29 protein-coding genes and 1 tRNA gene are annotated in these 26,356 nt (G+C 60.0%); 5 read left to right on the top strand and 25 right to left on the bottom strand.

What is annotated here, in order from left to right; all coding sequences use genetic code 11:
• Positions 1 to 8 precede the first annotated feature (8 nt).
• The 3 genes from QF010_RS14950 to gabD form a co-directional block, all read right to left on the bottom strand.
• On the bottom strand, positions 9 to 1,223 hold the full coding sequence (locus QF010_RS14950; protein ID WP_429533415.1) for an HDOD domain-containing protein: 1,215 nt from the start codon (positions 1,221 to 1,223) through the stop codon (positions 9 to 11).
• A gap of 150 nt (positions 1,224 to 1,373) precedes the next feature.
• On the bottom strand, positions 1,374 to 2,651 hold the full coding sequence (gabT, locus tag QF010_RS14945; protein ID WP_033058568.1) for a 4-aminobutyrate--2-oxoglutarate transaminase: 1,278 nt from the start codon (positions 2,649 to 2,651) through the stop codon (positions 1,374 to 1,376).
• Positions 2,652 to 2,848: 197 nt separating this feature from the next.
• Complete coding sequence (gene gabD / locus QF010_RS14940) at positions 2,849 to 4,291, bottom strand: NADP-dependent succinate-semialdehyde dehydrogenase (RefSeq protein ID WP_033058570.1); 1,443 nt, start codon at positions 4,289 to 4,291, stop codon at positions 2,849 to 2,851.
• A 350-nt stretch (positions 4,292 to 4,641) separates the two neighbouring features.
• Between gabD and QF010_RS14935 the strand changes: the two genes are divergently transcribed.
• A tRNA-Arg gene (locus QF010_RS14935) sits at positions 4,642 to 4,718 on the top strand.
• Positions 4,719 to 4,836: 118 nt separating this feature from the next.
• Here QF010_RS14935 and QF010_RS14930 read toward each other — a convergent pair.
• From QF010_RS14930 to QF010_RS14895, 8 genes are all read right to left on the bottom strand, one after another.
• Positions 4,837 to 5,169 carry a type II toxin-antitoxin system HicB family antitoxin gene (locus tag QF010_RS14930; RefSeq protein WP_033058605.1) on the bottom strand — a complete coding sequence of 111 codons (333 nt, stop codon included), beginning with the start codon at positions 5,167 to 5,169 and terminating at the stop codon, positions 4,837 to 4,839.
• Entirely contained in the window at positions 5,166 to 5,420 is a 255-nt protein-coding gene (locus tag QF010_RS14925; RefSeq protein ID WP_046047280.1) for a type II toxin-antitoxin system HicA family toxin, read from the bottom strand. Before QF010_RS14925 ends, QF010_RS14930 begins: the two co-directional genes overlap by 4 nt.
• A gap of 231 nt (positions 5,421 to 5,651) precedes the next feature.
• Positions 5,652 to 5,834 carry a hypothetical protein gene (locus QF010_RS14920; RefSeq protein ID WP_050482829.1) on the bottom strand — a complete coding sequence of 61 codons (183 nt, stop codon included), beginning with the start codon at positions 5,832 to 5,834 and terminating at the stop codon, positions 5,652 to 5,654.
• Positions 5,831 to 6,097, bottom strand: a complete 267-nt coding sequence (locus QF010_RS14915) for a hypothetical protein (RefSeq protein WP_231670549.1) — start codon at positions 6,095 to 6,097, stop codon at positions 5,831 to 5,833. Before QF010_RS14915 ends, QF010_RS14920 begins: the two co-directional genes overlap by 4 nt.
• Positions 6,098 to 6,117: 20 nt before the next feature.
• The gene (locus QF010_RS14910) at positions 6,118 to 6,741 is read right to left on the bottom strand and encodes a hypothetical protein (protein ID WP_429533414.1); all 624 of its coding nucleotides are present in this window, start codon (positions 6,739 to 6,741) and stop codon (positions 6,118 to 6,120) included.
• On the bottom strand, positions 6,738 to 7,304 hold the full coding sequence (locus QF010_RS14905; RefSeq protein ID WP_429533413.1) for an RNA polymerase sigma factor: 567 nt from the start codon (positions 7,302 to 7,304) through the stop codon (positions 6,738 to 6,740). The genes QF010_RS14910 and QF010_RS14905 overlap by 4 nt, the downstream gene beginning before the upstream one ends.
• A gap of 1 nt (position 7,305) precedes the next feature.
• Entirely contained in the window at positions 7,306 to 9,018 is a 1,713-nt protein-coding gene (locus QF010_RS14900; RefSeq protein ID WP_429533412.1) for a vWA domain-containing protein, read from the bottom strand.
• Between the two features lie 86 nt (positions 9,019 to 9,104).
• Positions 9,105 to 9,665, bottom strand: coding sequence for a YbhB/YbcL family Raf kinase inhibitor-like protein (locus QF010_RS14895; protein ID WP_429533411.1), 561 nt, complete (start codon positions 9,663 to 9,665; stop codon positions 9,105 to 9,107).
• Between the two features lie 139 nt (positions 9,666 to 9,804).
• Here QF010_RS14895 and QF010_RS14890 point away from each other — a divergent pair, with 139 nt between their 5' ends.
• Positions 9,805 to 11,331, top strand: a complete 1,527-nt coding sequence (locus QF010_RS14890; RefSeq protein WP_429533410.1) for an FAD-dependent oxidoreductase — start codon at positions 9,805 to 9,807, stop codon at positions 11,329 to 11,331.
• Positions 11,332 to 11,450: 119 nt separating this feature from the next.
• Here QF010_RS14890 and QF010_RS14885 read toward each other — a convergent pair whose 3' ends face one another.
• From QF010_RS14885 to QF010_RS14840, 10 genes are all read right to left on the bottom strand, one after another.
• Positions 11,451 to 12,956, bottom strand: coding sequence for a YdgA family protein (locus tag QF010_RS14885; protein WP_033058621.1), 1,506 nt, complete (start codon positions 12,954 to 12,956; stop codon positions 11,451 to 11,453).
• 238 nt (positions 12,957 to 13,194) lie between these two features.
• Positions 13,195 to 13,833 carry a hypothetical protein gene (locus tag QF010_RS14880; RefSeq protein WP_033058623.1) on the bottom strand — a complete coding sequence of 213 codons (639 nt, stop codon included), beginning with the start codon at positions 13,831 to 13,833 and terminating at the stop codon, positions 13,195 to 13,197.
• 82 nt (positions 13,834 to 13,915) lie between these two features.
• Complete coding sequence (locus QF010_RS14875) at positions 13,916 to 15,364, bottom strand: efflux transporter outer membrane subunit (protein WP_033058625.1); 1,449 nt, start codon at positions 15,362 to 15,364, stop codon at positions 13,916 to 13,918.
• A complete protein-coding gene (locus QF010_RS14870) occupies positions 15,361 to 16,248 on the bottom strand; it encodes an efflux RND transporter periplasmic adaptor subunit (RefSeq protein ID WP_033058627.1) in 888 nt (295 codons plus the stop codon). The genes QF010_RS14875 and QF010_RS14870 overlap by 4 nt, the downstream gene beginning before the upstream one ends.
• Positions 16,245 to 16,454, bottom strand: coding sequence for a DUF1656 domain-containing protein (locus QF010_RS14865; protein WP_033058629.1), 210 nt, complete (start codon positions 16,452 to 16,454; stop codon positions 16,245 to 16,247). The genes QF010_RS14870 and QF010_RS14865 overlap by 4 nt, the downstream gene beginning before the upstream one ends.
• Positions 16,451 to 18,523: an FUSC family protein gene (locus QF010_RS14860; RefSeq protein WP_429533409.1), complete on the bottom strand. Its 2,073-nt coding sequence runs from the start codon at positions 18,521 to 18,523 to the stop codon at positions 16,451 to 16,453. Before QF010_RS14860 ends, QF010_RS14865 begins: the two co-directional genes overlap by 4 nt.
• Positions 18,520 to 18,948: a MarR family winged helix-turn-helix transcriptional regulator gene (locus QF010_RS14855; RefSeq protein ID WP_033058633.1), complete on the bottom strand. Its 429-nt coding sequence runs from the start codon at positions 18,946 to 18,948 to the stop codon at positions 18,520 to 18,522. The genes QF010_RS14860 and QF010_RS14855 overlap by 4 nt, the downstream gene beginning before the upstream one ends.
• Positions 18,949 to 19,086: 138 nt before the next feature.
• Positions 19,087 to 19,278, bottom strand: coding sequence for a type II toxin-antitoxin system Phd/YefM family antitoxin (locus QF010_RS14850; protein ID WP_033058634.1), 192 nt, complete (start codon positions 19,276 to 19,278; stop codon positions 19,087 to 19,089).
• 96 nt (positions 19,279 to 19,374) lie between these two features.
• Complete coding sequence (locus tag QF010_RS14845) at positions 19,375 to 19,620, bottom strand: DUF2789 domain-containing protein (protein ID WP_033058635.1); 246 nt, start codon at positions 19,618 to 19,620, stop codon at positions 19,375 to 19,377.
• Between the two features lie 139 nt (positions 19,621 to 19,759).
• Positions 19,760 to 20,221, bottom strand: coding sequence for an aminoacyl-tRNA deacylase (locus QF010_RS14840; protein WP_033058638.1), 462 nt, complete (start codon positions 20,219 to 20,221; stop codon positions 19,760 to 19,762).
• A 198-nt stretch (positions 20,222 to 20,419) separates the two neighbouring features.
• Between QF010_RS14840 and QF010_RS14835 the strand changes: the two genes are divergently transcribed.
• The 3 genes from QF010_RS14835 to QF010_RS14825 all read left to right on the top strand — a co-directional run bounded on the left by QF010_RS14835 (position 20,420) and on the right by QF010_RS14825 (position 22,422).
• On the top strand, positions 20,420 to 20,950 hold the full coding sequence (locus QF010_RS14835) for an NfeD family protein (protein ID WP_046052332.1): 531 nt from the start codon (positions 20,420 to 20,422) through the stop codon (positions 20,948 to 20,950).
• A gap of 2 nt (positions 20,951 to 20,952) precedes the next feature.
• Positions 20,953 to 21,711 carry a slipin family protein gene (locus QF010_RS14830; RefSeq protein WP_008148132.1) on the top strand — a complete coding sequence of 253 codons (759 nt, stop codon included), beginning with the start codon at positions 20,953 to 20,955 and terminating at the stop codon, positions 21,709 to 21,711.
• A 327-nt stretch (positions 21,712 to 22,038) separates the two neighbouring features.
• The gene (locus QF010_RS14825; RefSeq protein ID WP_033058640.1) at positions 22,039 to 22,422 is read left to right on the top strand and encodes a DUF6124 family protein; all 384 of its coding nucleotides are present in this window, start codon (positions 22,039 to 22,041) and stop codon (positions 22,420 to 22,422) included.
• Between the two features lie 122 nt (positions 22,423 to 22,544).
• Here QF010_RS14825 and QF010_RS14820 read toward each other — a convergent pair whose 3' ends face one another.
• The 4 genes from QF010_RS14820 to QF010_RS14805 are packed head-to-tail and all read right to left on the bottom strand — an operon-like array spanning position 22,545 to position 26,350.
• A complete protein-coding gene (locus QF010_RS14820; RefSeq protein WP_429533408.1) occupies positions 22,545 to 23,477 on the bottom strand; it encodes a sulfotransferase family protein in 933 nt (310 codons plus the stop codon).
• Positions 23,465 to 24,250, bottom strand: coding sequence for an aspartyl/asparaginyl beta-hydroxylase domain-containing protein (locus tag QF010_RS14815; RefSeq protein WP_429533407.1), 786 nt, complete (start codon positions 24,248 to 24,250; stop codon positions 23,465 to 23,467). The genes QF010_RS14820 and QF010_RS14815 overlap by 13 nt, the downstream gene beginning before the upstream one ends.
• The gene (cysC, locus tag QF010_RS14810) at positions 24,247 to 24,852 is read right to left on the bottom strand and encodes an adenylyl-sulfate kinase (protein WP_429511416.1); all 606 of its coding nucleotides are present in this window, start codon (positions 24,850 to 24,852) and stop codon (positions 24,247 to 24,249) included. The genes QF010_RS14815 and cysC overlap by 4 nt, the downstream gene beginning before the upstream one ends.
• Entirely contained in the window at positions 24,836 to 26,350 is a 1,515-nt protein-coding gene (locus QF010_RS14805) for a TolC family protein (protein ID WP_429533406.1), read from the bottom strand. The genes cysC and QF010_RS14805 overlap by 17 nt, the downstream gene beginning before the upstream one ends.
• Positions 26,351 to 26,356: the final 6 nt, after the last annotated feature.

Raw genomic sequence — 26,356 nt, 5'->3', positions numbered from 1 at the left:
GGAACGATCTACTTCTTGCGCAAGCGCATCAATTCCGGCAACCCAATCTTGAGCAACCGCGCCGTCCGGCTTTTCGCCAGTTCCTCAATGCCCTCATGCTCGGTCAGTCGCGCCAGTTGCGCAGCCATGTTCATCACCAGCGCTTCGCGGGAGTAAACCCCGCCACCGAGCTGGTAGACCGCCGCAATCAGCTCTCGCAGCTCCAGCGGCAGGCGCCAGCGAGTGCGAAGCGCCGAACCATAGCCCGCGCCGAATTCGGCCAGCGCCTCGCCGACCTCCTCCCACTCATCCAGCTCACCACCGGCCTGCCTCCATTCCTGCAAACACCGCAACAGCGCAAGGTCGCCGAGGCGATGCAACATGCCGGCGCAATAACAGCGCTCCTGATCCAGATCCAGCAAGCGCGCCAGGGTCCGGCCATACTCGGCGGTGCGCAGCGACAGCTCCCAATAGCGCTCGGCATAGTCGGCCAGAAACGGATCGCTGAGACGGGCGCTGCGTTTGAGGGCCAGCCCCAGAATCAGGTTCATGCTTTGCCCGGTGCCGAGGCGGTGCAGTGCCTGGGACAGGGTCTGCGCCGCGGCTCCCAAGTGATGGGCAGCACTGTTGGCGGCGGCGATCAGCACAGCGGTGATTTGCGGATCGGTACGGATCTCGTCATGCAGCACGGTCAAATCGAGGCCATTGGGATTGAGGCTGCGTTTGACCGCCAACTGCACGTCAGTCATCAACGGCGCACCGTCCGCAGACTCTCGACGACGCTCCAGGTACACCGACAAGGTCATGCCCGTCGCCAATGACGGCGTCTCGCAAGATAGCTCTTCACCAGCGTTCAGCAGCAAGTCCTGCAGACGGTGGGTCAGGCTTTCCATGTTCAGGGGTTTGGTCAGGTACGCCGCAGGCGCCAGGGGCAAGACTTCGCGCACACTGGCGCTGTCGTTGCGGCTGCTCATCAGAATGAACGGCAGGGGTGGATTGCGCTTGCGTTGGCGAACATTGCGCAAGACATTCAAACCATCGACGCCGGGCAGCTCCCAGTCGACGATCACCAGGTCGTAAGGATTTTCCGCCAACAGGTGCAGCGCTTCCTGACCATCGGCACACAGATCCAGCCGTGCGTCGCAGCGCACATTCAACAAAACCTGCTGGAGCAGGTCGCGGGACCAGGGGTCGGCCTCGGCAATCAGCACACGCGGTGCAGCGGGTAACACCACAACAGTCATTTACACACTCCAAAGGTAGTGCCTGCACCTTAGTCAATGCTGGCCATTCGATACAGCGCATTCGCCATCGATGTGTTCCTGGGACACAAAAAAACCCGCCGAAGCGGGTTTTTTTGTCGATCAGTTCACAAATCGATCAGAGCTTGGAGATCACAGCTCGGAGAAGCACTCTTCGATGATCGCCAGACCTTTGTCCAGTTGCTCGTCCGGCGAAGTCAGCGGTACCAGGACGCGCAGAACGTTGCCGTAAGTGCCGCAGGACAGCAGGATCAGACCCTTGTCGCGAGCCTTGGCCACAACAGCGGCTACCGCTGGAGCATTCGGCTTGTGGCTGTCGCCGTCAACGAACAGCTCGACCGCGATCATCGCGCCCAGGGCACGGACTTCGCCGATCACCGGGTACTTGGCCTGGATGGCCTTGAGGCCAGTGACCAGACGCTCGCCGACAGCCTTGCAGCGGTCCAGCAGGTGCTCTTCTTCGAACACTTCCATCACGGCCAGAGCCGCGGCGCAAGCGATCGGGCTACCAGCGTAGGTGCCGCCCAAGCCGCCTGGAGCAATGGCGTCCATGTATTCGGCCTTGCCGCAAACACCGGCCAACGGGAAGCCGCCAGCGATGGATTTGGCGAAGGTGGTCAGGTCGGCAGCAACGCCCATCTGTTCCATGGCAAAGAAAGTACCGGTACGACCAGCGCCAGTTTGTACTTCGTCAGCGATCAGCAAGATGCCGTGCTGGTCGCACAGAGCGCGCAGACGCTTCATGAACTCTTTTGGCGCGACGTAGAAACCACCTTCGCCCTGAACCGGCTCGATGATGATTGCAGCGATGTCACGCGGCTCGGCGTCGTTCTTGAAGATGCGTTCGATGCTGGCGATCGAATCGTCGATGCTCACACCGTGCAGTTCGTTCGGGTACAGCGCGCGGAAGATGCCGCCTGGCATCAGGCCCATGCCGGCCGAGTAAGGCACGACTTTACCGGTCAGGCCCAGGGTCATCATGGTGCGGCCGTGGTAAGCACCGGTGAACGCGATCACGCCAGCACGGCCAGTGGCGGCACGTGCGATCTTGATGGAGTTTTCCACGGCTTCGGAGCCGGTGGTCACCAGCAGGGTTTTCTTGGCGAAATCACCTGGCACCTTGGCGTTGATTTTTTCGCACACTTCTACGTACGGCTCGTAAGCCAGTACCTGGAAGCACGTGTGGGTCAGCTTGTTCAGCTGCTCGGTCACGGCGGCGATGATTTTCGGGTGCACGTGGCCGGTGTTCAGTACGGCGATACCGCCGGCGAAGTCGATGAACTCGCGACCTTCAACGTCGGTCACGGTGGCGTTCTTCGCGGACTCGGCGAAGATCGGGTGAATCTGGCCAACACCGCGTGGTACAGCGGCTTCGCGGCGTTTCATCAGGGATGCGTTAGTCTTGCTCATAAAGTCCTCATTCACCGCTCATCGGGCGGCGTGGTTCAAGGAAAATGCGGCGGGGAGGCAACTACGGCAGCATGCGATGATCGACTGCCACAGCTTTCCCGGCCACAGAGAAAATTCCGTTTGAAGCACGCAAAGGGACAGCGCTCTCGTGCCCTTTGCGTTTGAAGCAATGCCTTGCCGGGCTTATCCCTTGGAGCTTAGATGCCCAGGCAGAGGTATTTGATTTCCAGGTAATCTTCGATGCCGTACTTGGAGCCTTCACGGCCCAGGCCCGACGCCTTGATGCCGCCGAACGGCGCGACTTCGTTGGAGATCAACCCGGTGTTGACGCCGACCATGCCGTATTCCAGGGCTTCAGCCACACGGAACACACGACCCAGGTCGCGAGCATAGAAGTACGAAGCCAGACCGAACTCGGTGTCGTTGGACATCGCGATCACTTCGGCTTCGTCTTTGAAGCGGAACAGCGGAGCCAATGGACCGAAGGTTTCTTCCTTGGCCACGGCAGCGTTCTTCGGCACGTTGGTCAGGATGGTCGGCTCGAAGAAGTTGCCTTCCATGACCTTGCCACCCGCCAGAACGGTTGCGCCTTTGCTGATCGCGTCAGCAATGTGTTCTTGAACCTTGGCCACGGCTTTTCCGTCGATCAGCGGGCCAGTGGTGGTGCCTTCTTCCAGACCGTTACCGATCTTGAGTTTGGCCACCGCCACTTTCAGCTTCTCGGCGAACGCGTCGTAGACCGAATCCTGAATGTACAGACGGTTGGCGCAGACGCAGGTCTGGCCGTTGTTGCGGTACTTGGAAATGATCGCGCCTTCGACGGCCTTATCCAGGTCTGCGTCGTCGAACACGATGAACGGCGCGTTGCCGCCCAGTTCCAGGGACACTTTCTTGATGTCCTTGGCGCATTCAGCCATCAGCTGACGACCGATTTCGGTCGAGCCGGTGAAGGACAGTTTGCGTACGATCGGGTTGCTGGTCAGCTCGCTGCCGATGTCGCCGGCGCTGCCGGAAACAACGCTGAACACACCGGCAGGAATGCCGGCACGCTGGGCCAGTTCAGCCAAAGCGAATGCGGAAAACGGAGTTTGCGAAGCAGGCTTGAGCACCATGGTGCAACCGGCGGCCAGGGCCGGGCCGGCTTTACGGGTGATCATCGCGGCCGGGAAGTTCCACGGAGTGATTGCAGCGGTCACGCCGATTGGCTGCTTGATCACGATCAGGCGCTTGTCTGGCTGGTGACCCGGAATCACGTCACCGTAGACGCGCTTGGCTTCTTCAGCGAACCACTCGATAAAGGAAGCGGCGTAAACGATTTCGCCCTTGGCTTCAGCCAATGGCTTGCCTTGTTCGAGGGTCATCAGGCGAGCCAGGTCGTCCTGGTTCTCGATGATCAGTTCGAACCAGCGACGCAGCTTGTTGGCGCGGTCCTTGGCGGTCAGTGCACGCCAGGCCGGCAGCGCTTTGTCAGCGGCTTCGATTGCACGGCGGGTTTCGGCAGCGCCCATTTTCGGCACGGTGCCCAGAATGTCGCCCGTTGCCGGGTTGGTGACATTGATCGTCTGACCATTGTCCGCATCAACCCAAGCGCCATCGATGAAGGCTTGTTGGCGGAACAACTGGGTGTCTTTAAGCTGCATGTCGGCTTTCCTTAACAGCACCGCGGCCAGCGCGGAGCGAATTATGATTGTAGAAAGGCGCCTTATAGGCTGCCGTCAGGGAAATCATTCACCGGGCTGAAGCACATAAATAGCGCACTGATTGAAACTCGTGCGGTTCAGCACCCAGACAAGAGCGTTTGAAATCTCAAACGAATCCTAGGATCAAAGGGGGTAAAGGACAATAGCCTGTTCGAAAAAAAGAACGAAAACGCCGCATTTGCCTAATTTTTCTGATCAACGTAGCAATCGCAGGTTACGCTTTGGAAAAACGCAGGCGATTCAGCAGCATGGACGCCCGCAGTGCATATGAGTATCATGGCGCCCGCATCGCACCAGTAGCTCAGCTGGATAGAGTACTGCCCTCCGAAGGCAGTGGTCGTGGGTTCGAATCCCGCCTGGTGCACCAAACGTAGAAACGAGAAAGCCTCAGATCTTAGGGTCTGGGGCTTTTTTGTGGGTGTTGCTTCGTCCTGAGTAAGGTTTACACCTTCTGGCTTCTTTTCAGGAAGGTGCAATGGCAGTGGTCAGGCATGCACCTCACGATCAAGAACCTCAGCTACCCACTGATTGATACTCTTGTGGGCTAGCTGTGCTTTTACGGCGACAGTTGCGTGGAGTGCCGGCGCTAAACGCAGACTGAGGTGGCCAGAATAGGGCTTCTGCGGCGTGCGCCCGAGCTTGGCGCAAGTCTCCAGATAATCAGTGACGGCCTCTTCAAATGCATCTCGAAGCTCCCGTACTGACTCGCCATGAAATCCAACAATATCTCTGATACCAGCAATATGGCCGACAAACAGGCCATCTTCCTCGCTGTATTCAATTCGGGCGGCATAGCCTTTGTAATTCATTACGCTCATGGGGTGACTCCTGCTTGTTCAAGGAAAGCCCGAGCATCACGAACCTGGTAGGGCTTTGCTTCTTTGTCCGGGTGTGGTCGGTGAAAGGTGGCGACCACACCGTTCAGCTCAAAGCGCACCCGGGACCCATTGCCTTCAATGGTCTTGGCGCCAGCGGCACCGAATAAAGACTCGATACGGGCCCACTCCAGCGCGGCTGGGGTCGGCCTTGAGAATACTGCTTTCAGGGTGCTGAGCTGTTTGTTATTCATGGTATGAAATTATGATACCGCGCAAAAGAAAGCAACCGTGAATCCTGACTCATCGGCCCTGTCCACACCCCAAGCGCATGGCGACCAATTGATGCTCCCAGCTGGAAAGTGGCTTCGTCCTTAAAATACAAACGCCCGATGCGATGCATCGAGCGTTAGGGTGAAACAGGTGTAAACCTATTTCAGGACTAGACAATCGTCGGGATCTGCAATCTGAAAGAGTAGCGCTTCCTACGAGCCGCTTTGCTCTGCATCAATGAGCGCATCAATCTCTGCAAACACTGTTTCGGCAGCAATATTAGGACGTGGATCGATACGGCTAGCTGCAATGGCTTCAATAATTGCGGAAGCTTGTAACCGATCAAACTGTGAGCCCGTGTCATCGTCGGAAACGGGCTTAATGCGGTTATTCATTCAGTCGTCCAATCGAACTCGTCGTATTCATCATCCTCTTCGTCCTCAACCTCTTCATCATCAAGGACATCTTCCTCAAACGCTTCTTCTGCCTGCTTCGCCAGCAGAAACTCCTTACGACTCTCAGTAACAGCTCGCCGTAATTCCTCGCCCTTCTGCGGGCAGTTGAGCATTTGGGCGATGCGGTCGATTTTTTTCGCCATGGCTACCTCCAACGCATCGGCTATGGGTCGATAGTGCGCGCTTTCGGGTGTCGATGCCAAATGACTGACCGCTCTGCCTCTCAGTTTTTCTGCAAATCCTTGAGTCTGGCCGTGAGATTTTCCTTGGGAAAGCGTTTGTGCAATGTCGCCATCAGGTCAGCGGCCGCTTGAGCCTGACCAGCCTTTTGCAGGCGGATCACTTCCCTTAATTGATCGTCGATAAACTTTGCCGGCGCTATCGCCGGGCGTTTGCTGACTTTCGCTTCGTCAGCCATTTCAACGCTGATCGATTCGCTCTGTGCTGGGGCGGCAAGATCGGCCATTGGGGCCGCAAGCTCTGGCGCGGACATGGCGCCGGCCGGGGCAGCCAGAGAACGCGCTACCGATGATGGTGCTTCTTTTTTGGCGACCGGTGCAGACGCCTTAGGTGCAGGGGCGAAGTCGTAACTCGGCGGTTGCTCCTCCGTGCGTTGCACCAGTGCAAGCATCAGGGCGACACCGACGAGGCTGGCAAATGCGACTTGCCAACGGGGTTTCTGGCAGGCTTGGACCCTGCGTTTCCACAGACCCGGCTTCTGCACAGGGACTTCTCGGTGTGCGGCCGCCAGGAGGAAAGCGTCGAGATGGGCCGGCGGTTCGCTGGTCGCGTGTTCACGATAGTGCTTCAACACTTCGTCTTCTGGCGTAGGACGGGCGTCAGTCATGTCAGTACCTCCTCGGCCAGCAGCCGACGCAGTTTTTGCTGGGCGTAGCGCAAGCGGCTTTTGACGGTTTCCAGCGGTGTTTCGGTGAGGGTGGCGATCTGCGGCAGGTCGAGATCGCCGTGGGCGCGCAGCAGGAACACTTCGCGCTGGTCAGCAGGCAGGTTTTGCAGGGCCGCTTCGAGGCGCTGATTGTCGCGGCTAAGGCTCAGCAGTTGTTCGGGATCAGCAGCGTCATCGCTCAGCGCGTGGAGCTGTTCGTCATAGCTGTCGTGCAAGGGGTTGTGGATTCCGTGTTTGCGCCAGTGATCGATCAGGCGGTTGCGGGCAATCTGGTAAAGCCAGGTACGAAAATTCGCCCGGCCTTGTGGCTGACTGGTGCTGCGGATCAGGCTCAACCAAGTGTCCTGGTAAACCTCTTCGGCCAGCTCGGACTTGCCGCTCAGGCCGAGCAGGAATCGGTAGAGCCCTTGGCGATGACGGGCGTACAGAATCTCGAACGCCGGCCCGTCGCCTGTGCGATAACGGGCCAGCAGCGATTCGTCGCTCGGTTCAGGTGCAGACATGTCAGTTGTAGCCTCCTTTAAGCGGCTCACTGTTCGATGCAGTCGTGGTTCGCAGACTTTGCGCCAACTCCACCAATTGCACGAACTCTGCACGCAGACCAAATCGATCCTCGCCCCGCGCTCCGCGAGCCAAAGTCTCGGTGTCCTTCAGGCTGAAATCGCCGGTATAGCGCCCGTCCTTGAGCTGCTGGGAAAACGCCGCCACGGCCGCCGCAAATCGCAGGTCGTCGCTGGCTTTGACTTCCAAAGCACCCGCAATGGGTCGTTCGATCAAACGACTATTCCCACCTTCCGGCAGCTGATAACGCACACGCAGCATCGCCAATTCCCCGTTTGTACCGGATGCCACCGACTCCGACTTTCCATACCGCAACGGCTCCAACCAACCCTTCTCGCCCTTGGGCACAATTTCGTACAACGCCGTCACCGTATGTCCTGCGCCGATTTCACCGGCATCGACCTTGTCGTTACTGAAATCCTCACGCTTCAACGCACGGTTTTCATACCCCAACAGCCGATATTCGCTGACCTGCGCCGGGTTGAACTCCACTTGCAGCTTCACGTTCTTCGCCACGACCGCAAGGGTCGAACCGAGCTGATCCACCAGCACCTTGCGCGCCTCGCGCAGGTTGTCGATGTAGGCATAGTTGCCGTCGCCCGCATCGGCCAACTGTTCCATCAGGTGTTCATTGTAGTTATCCACACCAAAACCCAATGTGGTCAGGGAAACACCGGTCTTGCGCTTATCCACAGCCATTTGCTTGAGGCTGTCGAAGTCGCTGATACCGACGTTGAAGTCACCGTCGGTGGCCAGCAGGATGCGGTTGATGCCCTTGGGGATAAACGCCTGCTGCGCCATTTGATAGGCCAGTTCGATGCCTGACGCCCCAGCGGTGGAGCCGCCGGCGTTTAACTGATCGATGGCGGTACGAATTTTCGCTTTGTCGCGTCCGGACGTCGGCTCCAGCACCACACGCGAATCGCCGGCATAGACGACCAATGAAACCCGATCCTGCTCGCGCAATTGATCGACCAGCAATTTCAGGGTGCTTTTGACCAGCGGCAAACCTTCGCGTCGGTCCATCGAGCCGGACACGTCCACCAGAAACACCAGGTTCGCCGGGGCCAGTTCCGCGACCGCGCGGTCCGAGGCCTTGATGCCGATGCGCAGCAATCGGGTATGCGGGTTCCACGGCGACGGCGCCAGCTCTGTGGTCACGCCGAAGGGGGAGCCATCGGTGGGCAATGCGTAATCGTAGGGGAAGTAATTGACCATCTCCTCCAGTCGCACCGCACCTTCCGGTGGTAAGCGCCCCTGATTGAGCAAGCGGCGGACGTTGGCGTAAGCGCCGGTGTCGACGTCGGCGCTGAAGGTCGAGACGGGCGCTTCGGCCACGCTGTGAATCGGATTATCCGCCAACGCTTGATACTGCTCCCGCTGCTCATCCCGATATCCCTGTGGAGATGCCTCGCCCGCCAGCATCGGCGCATAGCTCGACATCGGTGCCGGACGCACGCTGCGCTTGGCCATCGAAGTGTCTGCCATGACCGCCTCGCTGCGCACCACGACTTCAGTCGGCAGCGCACCTTGAGCCGGTGGCGGAGCCGAGGCGGAATCAGGCGTGGATGAAACGCCGCAACCGGCAATGGCCAGCAGCAACCCGGCGGCGAAACCCTGGGCGGCCGGGCGGAGGAAATGCAGAGGGAGGGACATGGGGGCTGACCTCAGGAGGAAGTTGATCCATTCATCCTCTGAGACGAGCCCCTTTTCAGGTTCGGGTTAAACCGGCCGAAAAAATTTCAGCGGTGATAACGCCGCACCACACTGCTGTTTTTCAGCACATGGCCTTTGATTTTTTCCAGTAGCTGCGCGCGCGTCAGGCCGGCGGGCAAAGCTTCCGGCGCCAGGTCCAGGGCATAGAGCTGGATGATGTAGTGGTGCGCACTGTCGCCGACCGGCGGGCAAGGGCCCATATAACCGGCGGTGCCTTTGCTGTTGGTGCCACTGACGCCTTCAAGGGCGGATTTTGCGCCGACGCCGGCGGCAATCTGATGCGTCGTGGCTTTGATGCCGTAATGCACCCAGTGATCGACGCCTTGGCCTTTTTGGCCGTCAGGATCGTGCATGACGATGGCGTAACTGAGAGTGCCCGGTGGGCCGGCGTTCCAATTCAAGGCCGGTGACTGGTTGTGCCCACCACAATTGGGCGCATCGCTGGCGGCAGCCGAGGTGAACAGTCGATCGTCGGTGACACCTGGGATGTTCAGGGTAAAGCGCTCCTGGGCCTGCGCCGGAAATTGCACGCAAAGGGCGACTGCAACGGCCGCCAGCCAAGGGTTCAGAGAGGTCAATCGGGTCATACCGGAGCACCTTGTGCGGGTGGGGCCGTCGTCGGCGTGCAAACTATAGCCGGACCGTTCATTCGGTGGCAGCGGGAATTGGCTGAACCTCAAGATAAGCGCCAAACTCTTAAGTGAAACGCTTGCCTGGAGAGTGATCATGGCACTGCATCGCGTCGCCCGTTTCGCCGATGTGTCCGAAAACCGGGGCCTTGAGGTCCAGATCGCAGACACGAAAATTGTCCTGTTGCGGGTGGGCGATCAACTACGCGCCTTTCAGGGCGAATGCCCCCATGCCGGGGCGCCGCTGGCCGAAGGCGCACTGTGCGACGGACGTTTGATCTGCCCGTGGCACAAGGCTGTTTATCGGATCGAAGACGGTGCGCTGTGCGAACCACCGGCCCTGGACAGCCTCAAGCGCTATCCGCTGGAAGTGCGCGGTGACGAGGTCTGGGTCGACGATCAGCCGATGTCCGACGCTCATACCCCACCGGCCGACGACGCGCGAACGTTTGTGATCATCGGTGCCGGTGCGGCAGGCACGGCGTGTGCGGCAGCATTGCGCGAAAAGGGCTTCGGTGGCCGAGTGCTGTTGATCGACCGTGAAACCGACGCCGGTTACGACCGCACGGTCTTGAGCAAATTCGTGATTGCCGGGGAGATGCCGCCGGAAGAAGTCCCGCCACTGCGTGATGAAAGCTTTTACCGCGAACAGCGCATTGAGCGAATAAACGCTGAAGTGACGAGCCTGGACGCCGCGAACAAAACGTTGCACCTGTCTGATGGTCAATCGCTGAGCTACGACGCTGCCCTGCTCGCCACCGGTGGCACACCCAATCCGCTTACGCTGCCTGGCGCCGACCTGCCGCAAGTGTTCGTGCTGCGGTCGAAGGATCAGGCGCAGCGGATTCTGGGTTCGGCAAAACCAGGCCAACGGGCGGTGATCATCGGCGACAGCTTTATTGCGATGGAGTCCGCGTCGTCCCTGCGTCAATACGGCCTGGACGTCACCGTTCTGGCCCGCCACGCAGTGCCTTTTGCTAAACAGTTTGGCGACGCCGTCGGTAAGGCGATTCGTGCCCTGCACGAGGCCAACGGTGTGGTGTTTCATACGGATGGCAACGCAACGCACATCGAAGGAACAGCCAACGTCGAAGCGGTGCGCCTGGACAACGGTCAACGTTTACCCGCGGATCTGGTGTTGGTCGGCATAGGCGTCAGCCCGGCAACCGCATTTACCGGCCTTCCCCTGGAAAAAGACCAGTCGCTGAAGGTCGACGGCGGGATGCGCGTGACCGATGGGCTTTGGGCCGCCGGCGATATCGCGACCTTCCCGCTCAACGGCCAGCCCCAACGGATCGAACATTGGCGTCTGGCACAGCAACAGGCACGGATCGCGGCGATGAACATGCTCGGCGGCGACGAACATTACCTCGACGTGCCCTATTTCTGGACCTGGCACTTCGGTAAAAACTACGACTACCTCGGCCACGCCGCGACCTGGGATGAGGTCGAGTTCAAAGGCGATCCTGACCACCCTCCCTTTATCGGCCTGTTCGGCAAGGACGGGTTGGCGGTCGCTGCAGTGGCTTGCGATGAAGAACGTGCGATAGCGCTGCTCGCCGAACGGATGAAACGGCCGTTGTCGGTGGACGAGGCGTGGCGGCTGATTCGGGACCTGAATTAACGGGATGTGGGAGTCCTTCGGCTTCCAGCGGGAGCAAGCTCCCTGGCCACAAGCCAGACAGCAAAACGCCCGGCGTCTGCGTTGCGCAGAGGCCGGGCGTCGGTCTGTAAGCCTCGGCTTTACTCGACGGCGACGTTACCGCCGAATTTGCTCATGACAAACCCGACAAACTCTTCGACGGTCATCTTCTGGCCGTTGAATTCCACCTGATTGTTGGCGTAGTGCAGTTTGGCGACGATGTTGTTGTCATCCAGTTTTGCCAACTGCGTACCGACTGCCATGCTGCCAAACATATCGGCGGTGGCAGTGGCCTGATCGGCGATGAGCTTGGCGTCGGTCTGACCCTCGATTTGCGACTGCACGCTCAGCAGGTCAACGAGCATTGGCTTGGACACTTTCACGTTGACGTCCAGCAGCGCGATCAGTTGTTGGGTCAACTGGTCCGGCGGCAGGTCCATGGATTGTGGTTTGGTCAGGTCAAGCACCAGGTTGGCGCGACTTTCGCCATTGGGGGTGTTGAACGACAGATTCTCCAGGGCGACCTGCGGACCGGCGGCCAGCAGTTTCTCCAGGCCGGTTTTGACCTGCGCCTCTTCGGCCGGGGTCAGGACCAGCTCTGGCGCCGGTTCACCCGCAGCGACAGCCTCAGCGGCGGCCCGCTCGTACGGCTGCAGTTTGGTCTGGTAAATCTGCATCAGCGACATTGTTGCCGGGATGTCGAGGTTCTTCAGGCTCATGGCCATCTGCGCAGAACCGACAGCCTTGCCGTTCAGGCTCACCTCACCCACCTTGTAATCGGCACGCCCCGAAGCGCTGGTACCGGATTCCTCGGTCTGGTTCTTCATTTCAAATTTCTTGAAACCCAAGACCGACTGCTTGGCGCCGAAGGTGGTCTTGCTGTCGGTCAGCTCGACGGTATTCTCGCCGGTGTAGTAGCCGTAGGTACTTTTAGTCAGGTTGCTGGCCACGGTCAGGCCGTTCAGTTCAACCTTCACCGGCGTCTGATCTTCAGCCACCGTGCTCAGGGTCAGGCTGTCCATGTAACCGTCGGCCTTGACCTTCTGCGCTTGAGCGCTGGCGGCGACATCGAGGTTCAGCCCGGAAAATTTCAGGTTGGACTTGTCGTCCAGCGCCACGTCCAGCGGCAGCAATTGCAGGGTACCGTTGGTGGCATTGTCGTAGCCGATGTTGACCACACCCGTGAGCGGGGATTTGTCTTTGGCAGCGACGAACCACTTCTCGGTGGTCGGAGTTCTTTCCAGTTCGTAGTGACTGGTGGCCAGGACCGGCAGCCACTTCAACGACATCAGGCGCGAAAACGGCAGCGGACCGTGCTCGATGCGATCGACGAACAGCAACTCCACCGGAGCTTCACCGAACATCTCGCCTTCGCCCTTGAGGCGGTAGTGCGCGGTGCTGCTGAACACATGGCGCTCCAGCGATACCAGCTCCAGCGACGCCGTGCCGTTGGAACCGACCAGCGCGGCTTGCAGCTCTTTGTTGGCGTCGGCGATCGAGGTGTTCAGCACACCTTCGAGTTTGGTGCCGGTGTACCAGGCACCGCCGGCGCTGATTGCACCGATGGCAATGACGATTCCAAGAAGCACGCCTGCTGATTTATTCATGAATGACCCGATCAATGTCCGTTGTTTGAAGTGTGGTCGTCTTCCCTGAACCCATGACGGGTTACGGTCACGACTGCGCTAAAAGAGCGATGGAGATTAGCATCAGGCGCACCAGGCGACCCAATGATTAAAGGTTAAAGAGTGTCTATGGACCGTATGCAGGGGTTGAGAGTTTCGGCGGGTATGAAATCGCCTTCGCGAGCAGGCTCGCGAAGGCGTCAGTGCAGGCGACATCCATTCAGGAATACTGAACCTCAATCTCATCAAGCTGATGATCAAAGCTCTTGAGCCGTGCGGTCCACGTATAGACCAGCACTTCGAAGTCGCGATTGATCACCGCCGTGCCGCTTGGGGATTCCGAGCGGGGGTCGCAGAAGTCCAGTTGATAACGTTCGCGGGCCATGGCGGTGGCGACATCGGAGAGTTCACGGGCGTTATTGAGCCAGTGCCAGCCGTCGTCGGACACTTGCTTGTCCAGCGCCTGGCATTGTTTTTTCAGGGTTTCGAGGCTTTTTTCCAGCGGCGTGCCGGTGAGTTCGCCCATGACTTCCTGGAACGTACGCCCCGGTTGCCAGTAACTGCCCCAGAAATACCGATCGAACACCGTTTCGACACGGCGCAGCGCGACTTTGGTGTCCCAGATGAGCACAAGGGTCTTGCCTTGTTCGAGCTGTCTTTTTTTGATGCGTGCGCCCTGGACTGAAGCCCAGGCCACCACCACGATTGCCATCACGGCAATCAGTGCCGCGGCGCTGTCGAGGAACACCAGCGCTTTGTCGATCTGGTGGGCCAGCATGATGCCGTAGAAATAAGTGGCCGACAGCAACACCAATGCCGCTATAGCGCACCAGAAGCCGGGAGCATAAGGGTTTTTCATTATTGGAATCCCCATGACCAACGCGAGCCTTGATTGATGAGTTCGACGCGCGACCTCATCAAGTCAAAGCATAGCAACGGCCTCAGGGTTTGCCGGAGTTCGTGCCTTGCGTTCGTCCGCTTTCCCAGCCGCCACCCAAGGCCAGGAACAAATCGATCTGGCTCATGGCAACCTGCGTGCTGGCGGAAGCCAGTTGCGCCCGCACGTCGGTGTAGGTGCGGGTCGCTTGCAAGTCTGCCAGGAACGATGCGCGGCCGGCCTGGAAGAAGCGGTGGGTCTGATCTGCCGCCAGTTGCGCCGATTGCTCGGCATCGGCCAGTGCGTCGCGACGTTGTAACAACGCGGAGTACTGTGCCAGGCCGGTTTGGGTCTCGCGGATGGCGTTAAGCACTACGCCATCGAAATGTGCCAGCGCGCCTTGGGTCGTTGCTTCGGCCTCGCGGATTCGCGCCCGGGAGCCGTTGGACGGCACGGTCCAGGTGAGCAACGGCCCGAAGCCCCAGCGATTGGTCGCCGGTTTGCCGAGGTTTTCCAGGATGCCGACGGTACCCACGGTCGCGCCGATGCTGATGTCCGGGTACAACTCGCCCGTGGCGATGCCGATGCCGGCGGTCGCGGCAGCCAATCGACGCTCGGCCTGCCGCACATCGGGACGGCGCTTGAGCAACGTCGCACCGTCACCGACCGGCAACAATTGCGCAATCTTTGGCAGTTCGGCGCAGCGGTCAGTGCCGGCCGGCAGTTGATCCAGCGGTTTGGCCAGTAGCATCGACAACCGGAACAACCCGGCCTGACGCGCCGCCTCATAACGCGGCATGTCGGCGCGCAGGGATTTGAATTGGGTTTGCGAGCGGGTGACCTGGGTTTCATCGCCACGCCCGGCGTCACGCAAACGCTGGATCAGCGTGGTGCTCTGGGCTTGCAAGTCGAGGGAATGCTGGGCGATTTCCTGCTCTTCGTTGGCCGCGCAGACTTGGGTGTAGGCCCGGACCACATCGGCTACCAAGGTGATTCTCGCGGTATCGGCCGCGGCTTGGGTCGCATCGGCATTGGCCTTGGCCGCCTCGATGCCGCGCTGCAACGTGCCGAACAAATCGAACTGATACGAGGTGGTAATGCCAATGTCGCCGACGTTGGCCACCGGCACTTTCTCCGGCAGCAGGAATGCTTCGCCAGATTCCTGCAAACGCTGGGCGCCCATCTTTACCCCGCCGCTCCAGCCACCTGCCGCTTGAGCTTCATCGACCTGCGCACGCGCCCGGGAAAGGTTCGCCGCCGCCACGCGTAAATCAGTGTTGGAGGCCATGGCCTGCTCGACCAATTGATCGAGGCGCGGGTCCTGATACAAGCGCCACCAATCGCTGGGCACGGGTGCCGAGACGACATTTTTGCCGTTCACCGCCAAGTCGCCCTGCAAGTCTTCACGGTGTACGGCGGCCTCATCCGGCACGTGATAATCCGGCCCGACCACCTGGCAGGCCGACAGCAACAGACCTAAACCGGCGATAGCCAAACCCGAAGCCCTGCTCATTTCGCGGGCTCCTGGGTTTGATCGTCAATGATCGACACGGTGGCGGTACGCCCGGCGATCATGCGGAAGTCCGCCGGCACGTCATCGAATGCAATCCGCACCGGAATCCGCTGCGCCAGCCGCACCCAACTGAACGCCGGGTTGACGTTGGGCAGCAGGTTGCTGCCGCTGCTGCGGTCGCGGTCTTCGATGCCGGCGACGATGCTTTCCACATGCCCGCGCAGGCGAGCGCGGTCGCCGATCACCCGAATATCGACGCTCTGGCCGACATGAATGCCGTCCAGTTTGGTTTCTTCGAAATAACCGTCGATGTGGAACGAATTGCTGTCCACCACTGACAACACCGGACGCCCGGCGGTGACGAATTCCTGGTTGCGCGGCGCACGGTCGTTGACGTAGCCGTCCACCGGGCTGCGGATGGTCGAGCGGTCGAGGTTGAGCTGGGCGCTGTCCACCGCCACCTGGGCTTCCATCAACGCCACTTCGGCGCGGGCCACCCGGGACTGGCTCTCTTCCAGTTGCTCACCCGGCACCAGATTGCCGAGGCCACGGTTACGCTTGGCTTCGCGTTGCGCCTGCGCCAGGGTTTCCTGACGGTCGGCGACCGCCGCCTTGGCCTGACGCAGGGCCAGTTTGAAACGGTCCTGATCAATGCTGAACAGCACCTGGCCACGTTTGACTAATTGGTTGTCACGCACGTCAACTCGCTGGATCAGCCCGGACACGTCCGGCGCGATCTGCACAATGTCGGCGCGAATGTGGCCGTCCCGGGTCCAGGGCGCGAACATGTAATACATCACCATGCGCCAGACCACGACAACGGCGAAGGTCACGATCAGCAGGGTCAGCACTACGCGACCGATGGTTAAAAAAGGTTTTTTCATGTCATCAGGTATCGACTGAGTGAGTCCACGGCGCCGAGCAGCACAGCGTAGAGAGCCACGTTAAACAATGCCCGGTGCCAGACCAGACGGTAAAAGTGCAGTCGCGTCAGCAACCCGTGCACCAGCAGGAACAACACGTACGTAATGCCCATCAGCACCAGCAGCGTGGGCAGGAACACCCCACTGATATCCAGATCACCGATCATAAAGGCGCTCCATCGATGCCATGGGGAAGCGGTTCTTCGAGCTCGCCGGCGCCGACGAATTCCACCCCCGGCAGCAACGACAGACGCAGGCCGCTCAAGGCGTGCAGCAAATGCAGACGCGCACTTTCATCGCACTCCGTGTTGAGGGCACGGCGGGTGCGGTCCAGGGTCATCAGCAACGGACTCGGCGCCGGCAACCGCTCGCCAGCCTTGAGGCAGGCCTTGAAATACTCGCCAACCTCGGCCACCACCTGGTGCAGCAGCACTTGCGGTGCGCCGAGGACGCGCGGTGTATAGGCGAGCAAATCCAGCAGGTTCAGCGCCACGCGCACTTCCCGCAGGGCAATGCCGGTGTCCTGGCCGGTCATGGCCAGGCGCGGCAAATGCTGCATCAGACGATCGAGCATCTGCACACCCAAGTGCCGGTGCTCAGACAACGTCGCCGGTTCGGTCAGGCTGACAATGTCGCGCCAGCTGAAACGGGTCAGACGCTTGGCCGCCAGATCGGCGCCGAACGGCCGGGCGATCAGGGTCCAGACGAACGCGAACAATAGGCCCACGGGCCCGGCTAGGTTGGAGTTGGCGAAGCTGAGGAAATCCGCGTCGTAGGCGCCCTGAATACTGATGAAAGACGACGTGTTGACGAGGGTCAGCAGCATGCCCAGATAGAACTGCGGCTTGACCGTCAGGGTGCCGATGCAAATGAACGGCACGGCAAACGCGAGCACCAGCATCGGGAAGTCATGCAGGTTGGGCAGGACCAGAAACAGATAGAGGCTGGCGAACAACACCGACATCGCCGTCCAGAAAAAGAATCGGTAGATCTGCGGCGCCGGGTCGTCCATCGAGGCGAAAAAGCTGCACGCCACCGCCGCCAGAATCACCGCAGCGCCACCGTCGGTCCAGCCGAGCAGAATCCACAGCACCGACGCGACGATGATGGCGGTGACGGTGGACGCCGCCGAATAGAGCATCAGCCCACGGTCGAGAAACGGCGACAGCCGACCGAGCCGCCAGTGCCGATAGACCGCGCGCCAGCTGTCCTGGCTTTCGCACTGGATGGCGTACTGCAGGCTGCGGCAGTCCTGCCACACATCGATCCACTCGCCGAGGCGATACAGGGCGTTCGAAAACAGCAGCTGCTTGCGATCATCCAGCGCCTCGGCGGACGGTTGCAGCGCTTCGAGTTGATCTTTCAGCGCTTGCCAGCGCACGAGGTCGGCGTCTTTGTGGTCGAGCCATTCGGTGGTCGCGGCCAGCAGCGGCGCGAACTTATCCACAAGCTCGGGCGTGCGCCGCTCAAGGGCATAGAGCGCGTCGTCGAGGGCGTCGATCACTGGCAGCAGGTGAATCATGCGGCCGCGCAGTTCCTTGGTGTTGCGCACCGTTTGCGGCCGTGCGCCTTCGTGGGGCAACTGACCGATCATCAATTCCAGCGTGTTGAAGGTCGCAACCATCGACGAACGCAGCGCGCTGACTTCGTCCGGCTGCACGTTGAGGCTGAGGAAGCGCAGGCTGTAAGTCGAGGCATCGGCAAACCATTTATTCACCGAATCGTTGAACACCGGCGCCAGCCGCCGAGGCCAGAACATGGCGCCAACCACCGCGGCCACGGCGATGCCGAGGAAGATTTCTTCGGTCCGTGCTTCGGCGATGTCCCACACCGCAAAGGGGTTATCCACCACCGGCAGGGCGATCAGCGGCAAGGTGTAACCGGCGAGCATCAGGGCGTAACTGTTGGCCGTGCGCAGGTGCAGCGACAGAAACAGCAGAATCCCGGTCCACAGCGCAATGACCACCACCAGCGCATAGGGGCTCTGGACAAACATCGGCACGAAAAAAACCGCGGCGGCGGCACCGAGAAGGGTGCCGACTGCGCGGTACAGCGCCTTGGAACTGGTAGGGCCGACAAACGGACTGGAAACGATGTAAACCGTGGCCATCGCCCAATAAGGCCGGGGCATTTGCATGAGCATGGCGATGTACAACGCGATCATCGATGCCGCGAACGTTCGCACACCGTAGAACCAGTCCCGCGCTGGGGGCATGCCGGTAAAAAATCCGCTCAAGGGTTGATCACCGGCAAATGATTGGCCGATTCAAAAGCCCTCAGCACCCGCAACGCCGCTTCCAGATCACTCTGATCGATCCCTTCGAGCACTTCATGGCGCAAGCGCACCAGCTCGATTTCGACGGCCTGCACCAACTCACGGCCGGTCTCGGTCAGGCTCAGGCATTTGGCGCGCCGGTCATGGGTGTCTTCGGTACGGCAGACGTAGCCGGCATGACACAACTGATCCAGCAGACGCACCAGCGACGGGCTCTCCATCCCGGCCGCCTGCGCCACCGTCACCTGCCGCACACCCTCGCCCAAACGCCCGATCATCAACAACGGAACGGCGCAGGCTTCGGAGATTCCATAGTTGACCAGCGTGGTCTGGCAGATCTTCCGCCAATGCCTGGCGGCCACCACCATGGAGCTGCTGATGTTCATTTGGAGAGCGTCGAGGTTGTTCGGCACGAGGGAATGCACACACTGTTAGTTTGCTAACTATCAATATGGCATTTGAGGGGAAAGTTGGTCAAGTTTTGAAACAATTCTCAGGCGAACGGACAGCCTTTTTACGATCCATCAGGACGCCAGGTTGAAATCGCCTAGACGTACCAGCATCGCTTCATAAAGATCTGCCGAAACCAGATAGGCCTTGATCTTATTGTTTTCCAGCACCGCAATAGGTCCGGCTTGCGCTTCGCGTACTGTAGCTCCTGCGTTTTTCGCGAGCTCAGAGATGCTGATGACTCTTCCTGCCAAAACACGTTGCATGACTCGGTCTCATGGTCGGACTCAACGCCATGAAGCTACTTCAGCTCAGGTAATACCTTTCAGAAAAGCTGTGACAAGGTTTTGCGCTCAGATTTTTTACACCCCCCGCCCCTTCCTCAACAGCACATCCAACTGATCCACCACCTCTGCCCAATCGGCGTCATCCAGAATATCGTCGCGCAAAAACTGCGCTTGGCTCTCGCTCCAGAAGAACGCATCCGCCAGGTGCAATTCGGGCTTGAGCGGTGAATGGGTGGCGATAAATTTGTCGATGCTTTCGGCGTCATCAGGCAGGCCGAGTTGTTTGAACAGGGAGGGGAGGCTGTGGGTTGGGGATTCCATGTCGGGCTCCTTTTTCATGGCAAATGATTGGGTGACTGCTAAGCAGTCAATCGCGGGCAAACCTCGCTCCCACAAGAACGGCGTGAACCCTGTGGGAGCGTGGCTTGCCCGCGAAGGCGTCATGACTGACGCCGAAAAACTACTGACTCAACTCACACACTTCAGCATGCGGCACCATTTTCAGGAATTCCGGCACGCTCATGTGCACCAGGTTGTTGTGGTTACCAGCCTCCAGGTAGATGTCTTTTTGCCGGGTCAGCAGTGGGTCGATGACCATGTCCAGGCCATAGGATTCGCCCAACGCCGGCACAGCGCCGCGTTCGCAGTCCTGGAACAGATGCGCCAGGGTGCTTTCCCGGGTGATCTGCCATTCGCCACTGCCGCGTACTTTGCTCAGGTCCAGGTGACGGCTCGCTGGCAACACAGCCATCAGATAATGGCCGTGGTGGTCGTCGAGGATCACCGATTTGGCCACCCGTTCGGCAGGAATACCCGCGACCCGCGCCGTTTCAAGGCTGCTGGCCGAGTGCGGATGGGTGACGACGTCAAATTCGCATTGAGCCTTGTTCAGGCTGTCCTGCACAGTTCTTGCCATACGCATGATGCACCTCGGAGTCCGCAACAACGTTTCGCGGACGATGGTTAAAGCTTTTCTCTTCACTAAAAGTCTAGGCCCGCTGGCGCCATCGCGCGGGAAATCTGCCCGCCGGAATAACGTCAACAACTGATCAAAATTCGTACAATTCAGAGCTCAGCTAGACTGTATAAAGAACCATCAATGACTCTCCCGGAGGGTCACGTGAACACTCGTTGTTGTGCAGTTGCGCTGCTGTTGGCCTTGAGCGGATCGGTATTCGCGGCGGACACCGTCGTCTTGCTGGTGCCCAACCCCATCGGGATCTGGCTGATCACGTTCGGCATCGCGTTTCTGGTCGCCGAAGCGGCCCTGCCCAATTACGGCGTGATCGGTCTGGGCGGCATTGTGATGTTCGTGATCGGTGCGGTGATTCTGACCAACACCGAGGTGCCGGTTCCGTTGATGATCGGCCTGGGACTGATCAGTGCCCTGTTGCTGATTTTCCTGCTGATCCACGCCCTGAAAACCCGACCGCGCGAAAACGTCAGTGGCGATGCAGGACTGGTGGGTAGCGTGACCCCGGTGATGTCGCTGGCGGGCAATGCCTACAACGGTTGGGTGCACCTGCAAGGAGAAAAGTGGCAAGTGCTCAGCGCCACGCCGCTGCAACCCGGGCAACGGGTCCGGGTGGTGGCACGCAAGGGATTATTGCTGGAAGTGGCCGCGGCTGACGCGGCGCCGGGTGGAGAATAACCATGGGCTTGCAACTGGGTTTTGCCGCGCTGCTGTTACTGGTGATTGCATTGGCGGGGTCGACCTTCCGCATCCTGCGCGAATACGAGCGCGGGGTGGTCTTTCAGCTCGGGCGCTTCTGGCAGGTCAAAGGCCCTGGTCTGATCCTGCTGATTCCGGTAGTACAGCAAATGGTTCGCGTCGACTTGCGCACCGTGGTCCTCGACGTGCCGCCACAAGACGTGATCACCCGCGACAACGTCTCGGTCAAGGTCAACGCGGTGCTGTATTTCCGCGTCCTCGATCCGCAGAAAGCGATCATCCAGGTCGAAGACTTTCTCATGGCCACCAGCCAATTGGCTCAAACCACGTTGCGGGCCGTGCTCGGTAAACATGAACTCGATGAACTGCTGGCCGAACGTGAGCGGTTGAACATCGACATCCAGCAAGTGCTCGACGCCCAGACCGACGCCTGGGGCATCAAGGTCGCCAACGTCGAGATCAAGCACGTGGACCTCAACGAATCGATGATCCGCGCCATCGCCAAACAGGCTGAAGCCGAACGGGAGCGCCGGGCCAAGGTGATCCACGCTGAAGGCGAATTGCAGGCCTCGGAAAAACTGATGCAGGCCGCCGAAATGCTCGGGCGCCAGCCTGGGGCCATGCAGCTGCGGTACATGCAGACATTGAGTTCGATTGCCGGGGACAAGAGTTCGACAATTGTCTTTCCGCTGCCGATCGAGCTGCTCAAGGGGATGGCGGATTTGTCGTCCAAATCCTGACCTTCTGCGCAAACACCAACGTCTGGTAACTCCGTCGGAGATTTCCTTCAAGTTGTAGTGGTGTTGGTGAACTTGTTCCGGTCCGGACCCAGGTCTAGTCTGGCTTTGTCACTGAATAAACGGTGACACGGACGTGCAAGTCCGACGAAACTGTTTGGGTCGCAATTGCCATGGCTCATTGCTTTATGGCGGCTGCGCGCAGGAGATCCTCGGATCTGCTGGGTGTCCTAAACAGTCCCGGTCTTGCACACCTGCGCACGGCCGCCACCCTATTCGCGTGCAAGCGAACGGTGACGGCCCCCACTTACTGTTTAGGATCTTTTATATATGCACAAAATTACTCCGAATCCTCCAGAGAACTCTGGAACCGATTCCCAAGATTCCCTCGAAACCGAAAAACTCAAAGAAGCCGCCGACCGCGCCTTCGCCCACTACTTCCCCCCGACCACCGAAAAACCGCCCAAACACCGCAAAGGCAACCTCTTCACCGTCGCCCCCGATGTCAACACCGAATCCCTTCTGGCCAACGCCTCCGAAGACCTGCTGTCCATCAGCGCCATCGCTGCCAATCTGGCGGACGATGTGGACGGCACGCGGCGCTCGGTAGCCTTGGCGCTCAGCCGCATGGCCGATGGCGTGCAGTTGCTCGTAGAGCGAGCGCTGGATCATTGGGAGGAGTCGGAGGTCATGCAGGCTCGGGTCAAGGTTTAGCCGGGTACATTTGCGGTGATTTGACCACCGCTTTCGCGAGCAGGCTCACTCCTACAGGGGAATGCATTCCAAATGTAGGAGCGAGCCTGCTCGCGATGGCGTCAGTACAGTCAATAAATGAATCAGCGATTATCACGGCGATCTTTTTCCAATGCCTCATAAGGCGCTCGCGCCCAACGCTCCACACGTTCATGCAAAAGCGCCGTGGCCTCGCGGCGCTTGCTATCGCTGTCCCCGACAAACTCGTCTGAAGGCCGTTTGGCATGCTGCCCCACCGCAGCAAACACTTGCTCACGCTGCACGTCATCCAACCCAAAAAACTCAGCCAACCGCCCGGCCATCGCCCCCGGCAATTCGCTGTAATTCACCGCCAACCCACCAAACTCCCGACAGTGCGCCAACCCCGATTCCAACAACCTTCCCAACCGTCGCGCGATGTAATCCTCGCGGCCATCAAATGGCAGCTCATCAATCATCCCTGGCACCATGTGCATGCCCGGACGACGCAGATGCGAAACAGCAATTTCCAACGGATCGCGGTACAGAAACAACCACGGCGTCTCGGGAAAAGTCTCGCGCAACAGCGGCAGTTCAGCGATGTTCCAGGCATCGAGCTTGATCACCAGTCGCTGCTCGACGCCGAGCCGACGCTGGCCATAGGCGGACAACAACCCTTCAATGGCGGCACGCCTTTCGGCTAACGGCAAACCACTGCGCAGCAAAGCATCCAACGGCGGTGGCTCACTGATGACGATGTGGCTGTCGAGTCGGGCGAGCATCTGGCTGATCAGGGTCGAACCGCAGCGGGACGCATGAAAAATGAAGGCACTGGGCGTCAGTCCAGGACTGCACACCTGCCAGTCAGTGAGCGCCGACAACGGCGTTTCCCGGCGAAATGCCTGATTGAACGGCAGCCTCAACGCGTCCTCCACCGCATCGCGAAAAAACGGTTGATGCAGCCGCGCGTCACCGAACCAGCACCAGTCAACCCGCCACTGACCTGCGACTGGCCAGACGCGAATCGGCAACCACCCCTCGAGATTCAGGCGCTCCATTGTTCGTTCCATCGACGCCGGCCGTCGCGCATCGCCGCACGCAGTTCTTCGCGGGTAAATGGCAAGCCCCGCTCGGCACCCAGTTCCAGCGCGCGGGCGATAAACACTTCGCTGTCCTGCATACCCTGCAAGGTTTTACTCAGTTGTGGATCGGTTTCCACCAGCGCTTTGAACGGCGCAAAAAAACCATGACCGACATCAGGACGCGGCGTCGTCGCCACCCCGTCAGAAATCGCCTGCTCCAGCCAGGCGCCGGGCCGACAATCGAGCACCAGATGAATGCGCGCCTGAGTATCACGATTGTCCACGCGATGAGGTCGTGACAGGTCGAGAAACCAGCATTCACCGGCAGCCATCGGCATGCGCTGGCCGTCCAGCATAAAGTCCACGTGAGGCGGGCTGAGCAGTGGAATGTGCAGACGTAAATCGGCGTCCGACTCGCCCAGATCATAGTCGCGATGTTCGTGAATCTGCCCGCCAGGACCGAGCCGCAATAGCCGCGCGCTGACGATGTCCAGCGGCAGATCGCGCAAGCCTTGCTGCCATCGGACATCCCGCAACCACGGCGCGCGTAGCAGCGGTTCGCCGCGACCCGGTGCCAGTTCGGTCAACGCATCCGCCGCTGAAATCAGCGCTACACCGCTCCAGTCGCCAGCGTAATAAGCGTTGTTGAAATGCCCCCGCCACATGTCCTCGTCAATAGCGGCCAACGCCTGCAACAGCAGCGGCAAATCCACCGCCACCGGCAAGCGCGAGAAGGCCGGTCGGTTCATCGCTTCGGCAACACCGCGCACTCGCCGAGCCAGGTCAGCAAGTGGTCGAGACAGGCCTCAACCGACTGCACGCCGGTATCGAGCACCAGGGAGGCGGACGGCGGCGATTCATACGGTGCAGACACACCTGTAAATCCTGGCAAATCGCCCCGTCGTGCTCGGGCGTAATGACCTTTCGGGTCGCGCTGCTCGCAGACGGCAAGGGAGGCGCTGCACCAGACTTCGCGGTAATCCTCGCCCAGCCGCCGGGCAAACACCTCACGCAACTCCACCAGCGGCGCGATCATCGCGAGGATGACGATCTGCCCATTCTCCACCAGCAGCGCCGCGACTTCGCTGGCGCGACGGATGTTCTCCAGACGATCACTGTCGGCAAAACCCAGATCGCGATTGAGCCCGACCCGCAGCCCGTCGCCATCGAGCACGATGCTCTGCACGTCGCGCTCGAACAGCTCGGCGTGCAGCGCCTGGGCCAGGGTCGATTTGCCCGCCGCCGGCAACCCGGTCAGCAAAATCGCCGTGCCGCGATGGCCGTTACGGACCTCTCGTTGTGCGCGGCTGATGCTGGCGGTCGGCGCCCGCAGATTATTGGACGGGGGCATGGGTCACCGGCACGGTGATGTTGCCCGACGCCCACGCCGCTTCGCGGGTGGCTAATGCGGTGGCAATGGATTGCACTTCGGTGGATTGCACCTGATCCGGCAGCGGATCGAGCCCCGCACTGGCAAAAATCTGGCCGTAAGCGTTACGCAGATCGGCGTACGACAGGTCGCGACGCAAATCGGCCTGCAAGGTGTTCAGTTCGCCCTGGATCAAATCCAGTTCACCCAGACTGGCCGCCTGATAACGGTTGCGCAGTTGGCCAACGATCTGTCCGTCGATGTCCGACAGTTGCTGATTGGTCTTGAACTGCCGCAATGCCTCGCGGTAGTTGGCGTTGGCCACATAAAGCTGCGCCAATACCGCGATCGACATGGCCTGACGGCGCGCGGCGGCAACTTCTTCGCCAGCCTTGGCAACGTTGATCGCCGCTGGGGCAGAAATCACGTTGAACAGGTTCCACGTCACTTTCACGCCGTAGTCGGCCCAGCCCTGCTCCACCAGGAACGAGTTGCTGTCGTAATGCCCGCCGGCCGAGAACTCCAGACCTGGCAGCAGCCGCAACATGGCTTTGCGGGTTTCGGCCGCACTGATGCGGCTTTGGTAATCCTGTTCGCGCAGCTCGGGACGACTGGTCAGGGCTTCCTGTTCCAGGCTGGCGAGGTCAACGTTCAATTCCGGAATGACATAGTCGTCCTGGGTCGCCAGGGTCAGGTCGGTGCCCAGCGGCAGATTGATCAGGGTCGCCAGTTCGGTTTTCGCCAGCGACAGCGCACGACGCTGTTCTTCCAGTTGGCGCGTGGCTTCGATCAGCGAACGTTGATAACCCAGTGCCTGAATCGGATCGCCGATTCGCTGCTGGCTCATGCTTTGGCTGTTGCCGCGCGCGGTGTCGACCCGGGCCATGAGGCTGTCGATCTGCTTGAGCAAACGCTCGGCGGCCATGGCCCGCCAATAGGCCGAACGCACGTCCTGAACGATGGTGTTGATCACCTTGCGCCGACGTTCCTGAACAATCATTCGCTGGTCGCCCTGTTGCTTGGCGCTGATGTAGCTGACGCCAAAATCGAGCACGTTCCAGACCATGGTCAGGTCAGCGACTTCACGGTCGCGGTCCTGTGAGGTCGATGGCTCCAACGACTGGGTGCCGGTCCGTACGCTCTGGCTGCTGGAGGCGTTGACGTTGTTACGGCCGACGTACCCGGCGTCCAGCGCCATGCGCGGCAACATGTCGAAACTGGCGAGGTCGAGTTGGCGCTTGGCCAGGGCCTCTTCCATGATTTTGAGCCGGCCTTCGAGGTTGTACTTCACCGCACGGGCCATGGCTTGATGCAGGGTCAGCGGACCGCTGAGGGGCTCCTGATCCTTGTACATATTTTGCAGATCGCTTCTGGCGCGCTGTTCGCTGACGCTGCGTTCGATCGGTTCACTGGTGACGGCACATCCGCTTATCGCAAGCGCCAGCAGGCTGGCGCCGAACAACATGTGACTTCTATTCATCCTTGA

Origin of the sequence: Pseudomonas silensiensis, from assembly GCF_050434865.1 — a bacterium.
Classification (GTDB): Bacteria; Pseudomonadota; Gammaproteobacteria; order Pseudomonadales; family Pseudomonadaceae; genus Aquipseudomonas; species Aquipseudomonas fluorescens_W.
Note: the sequence above shows the minus strand (reverse complement) of the source record. Positions and strands in the feature narration are given on the sequence as shown.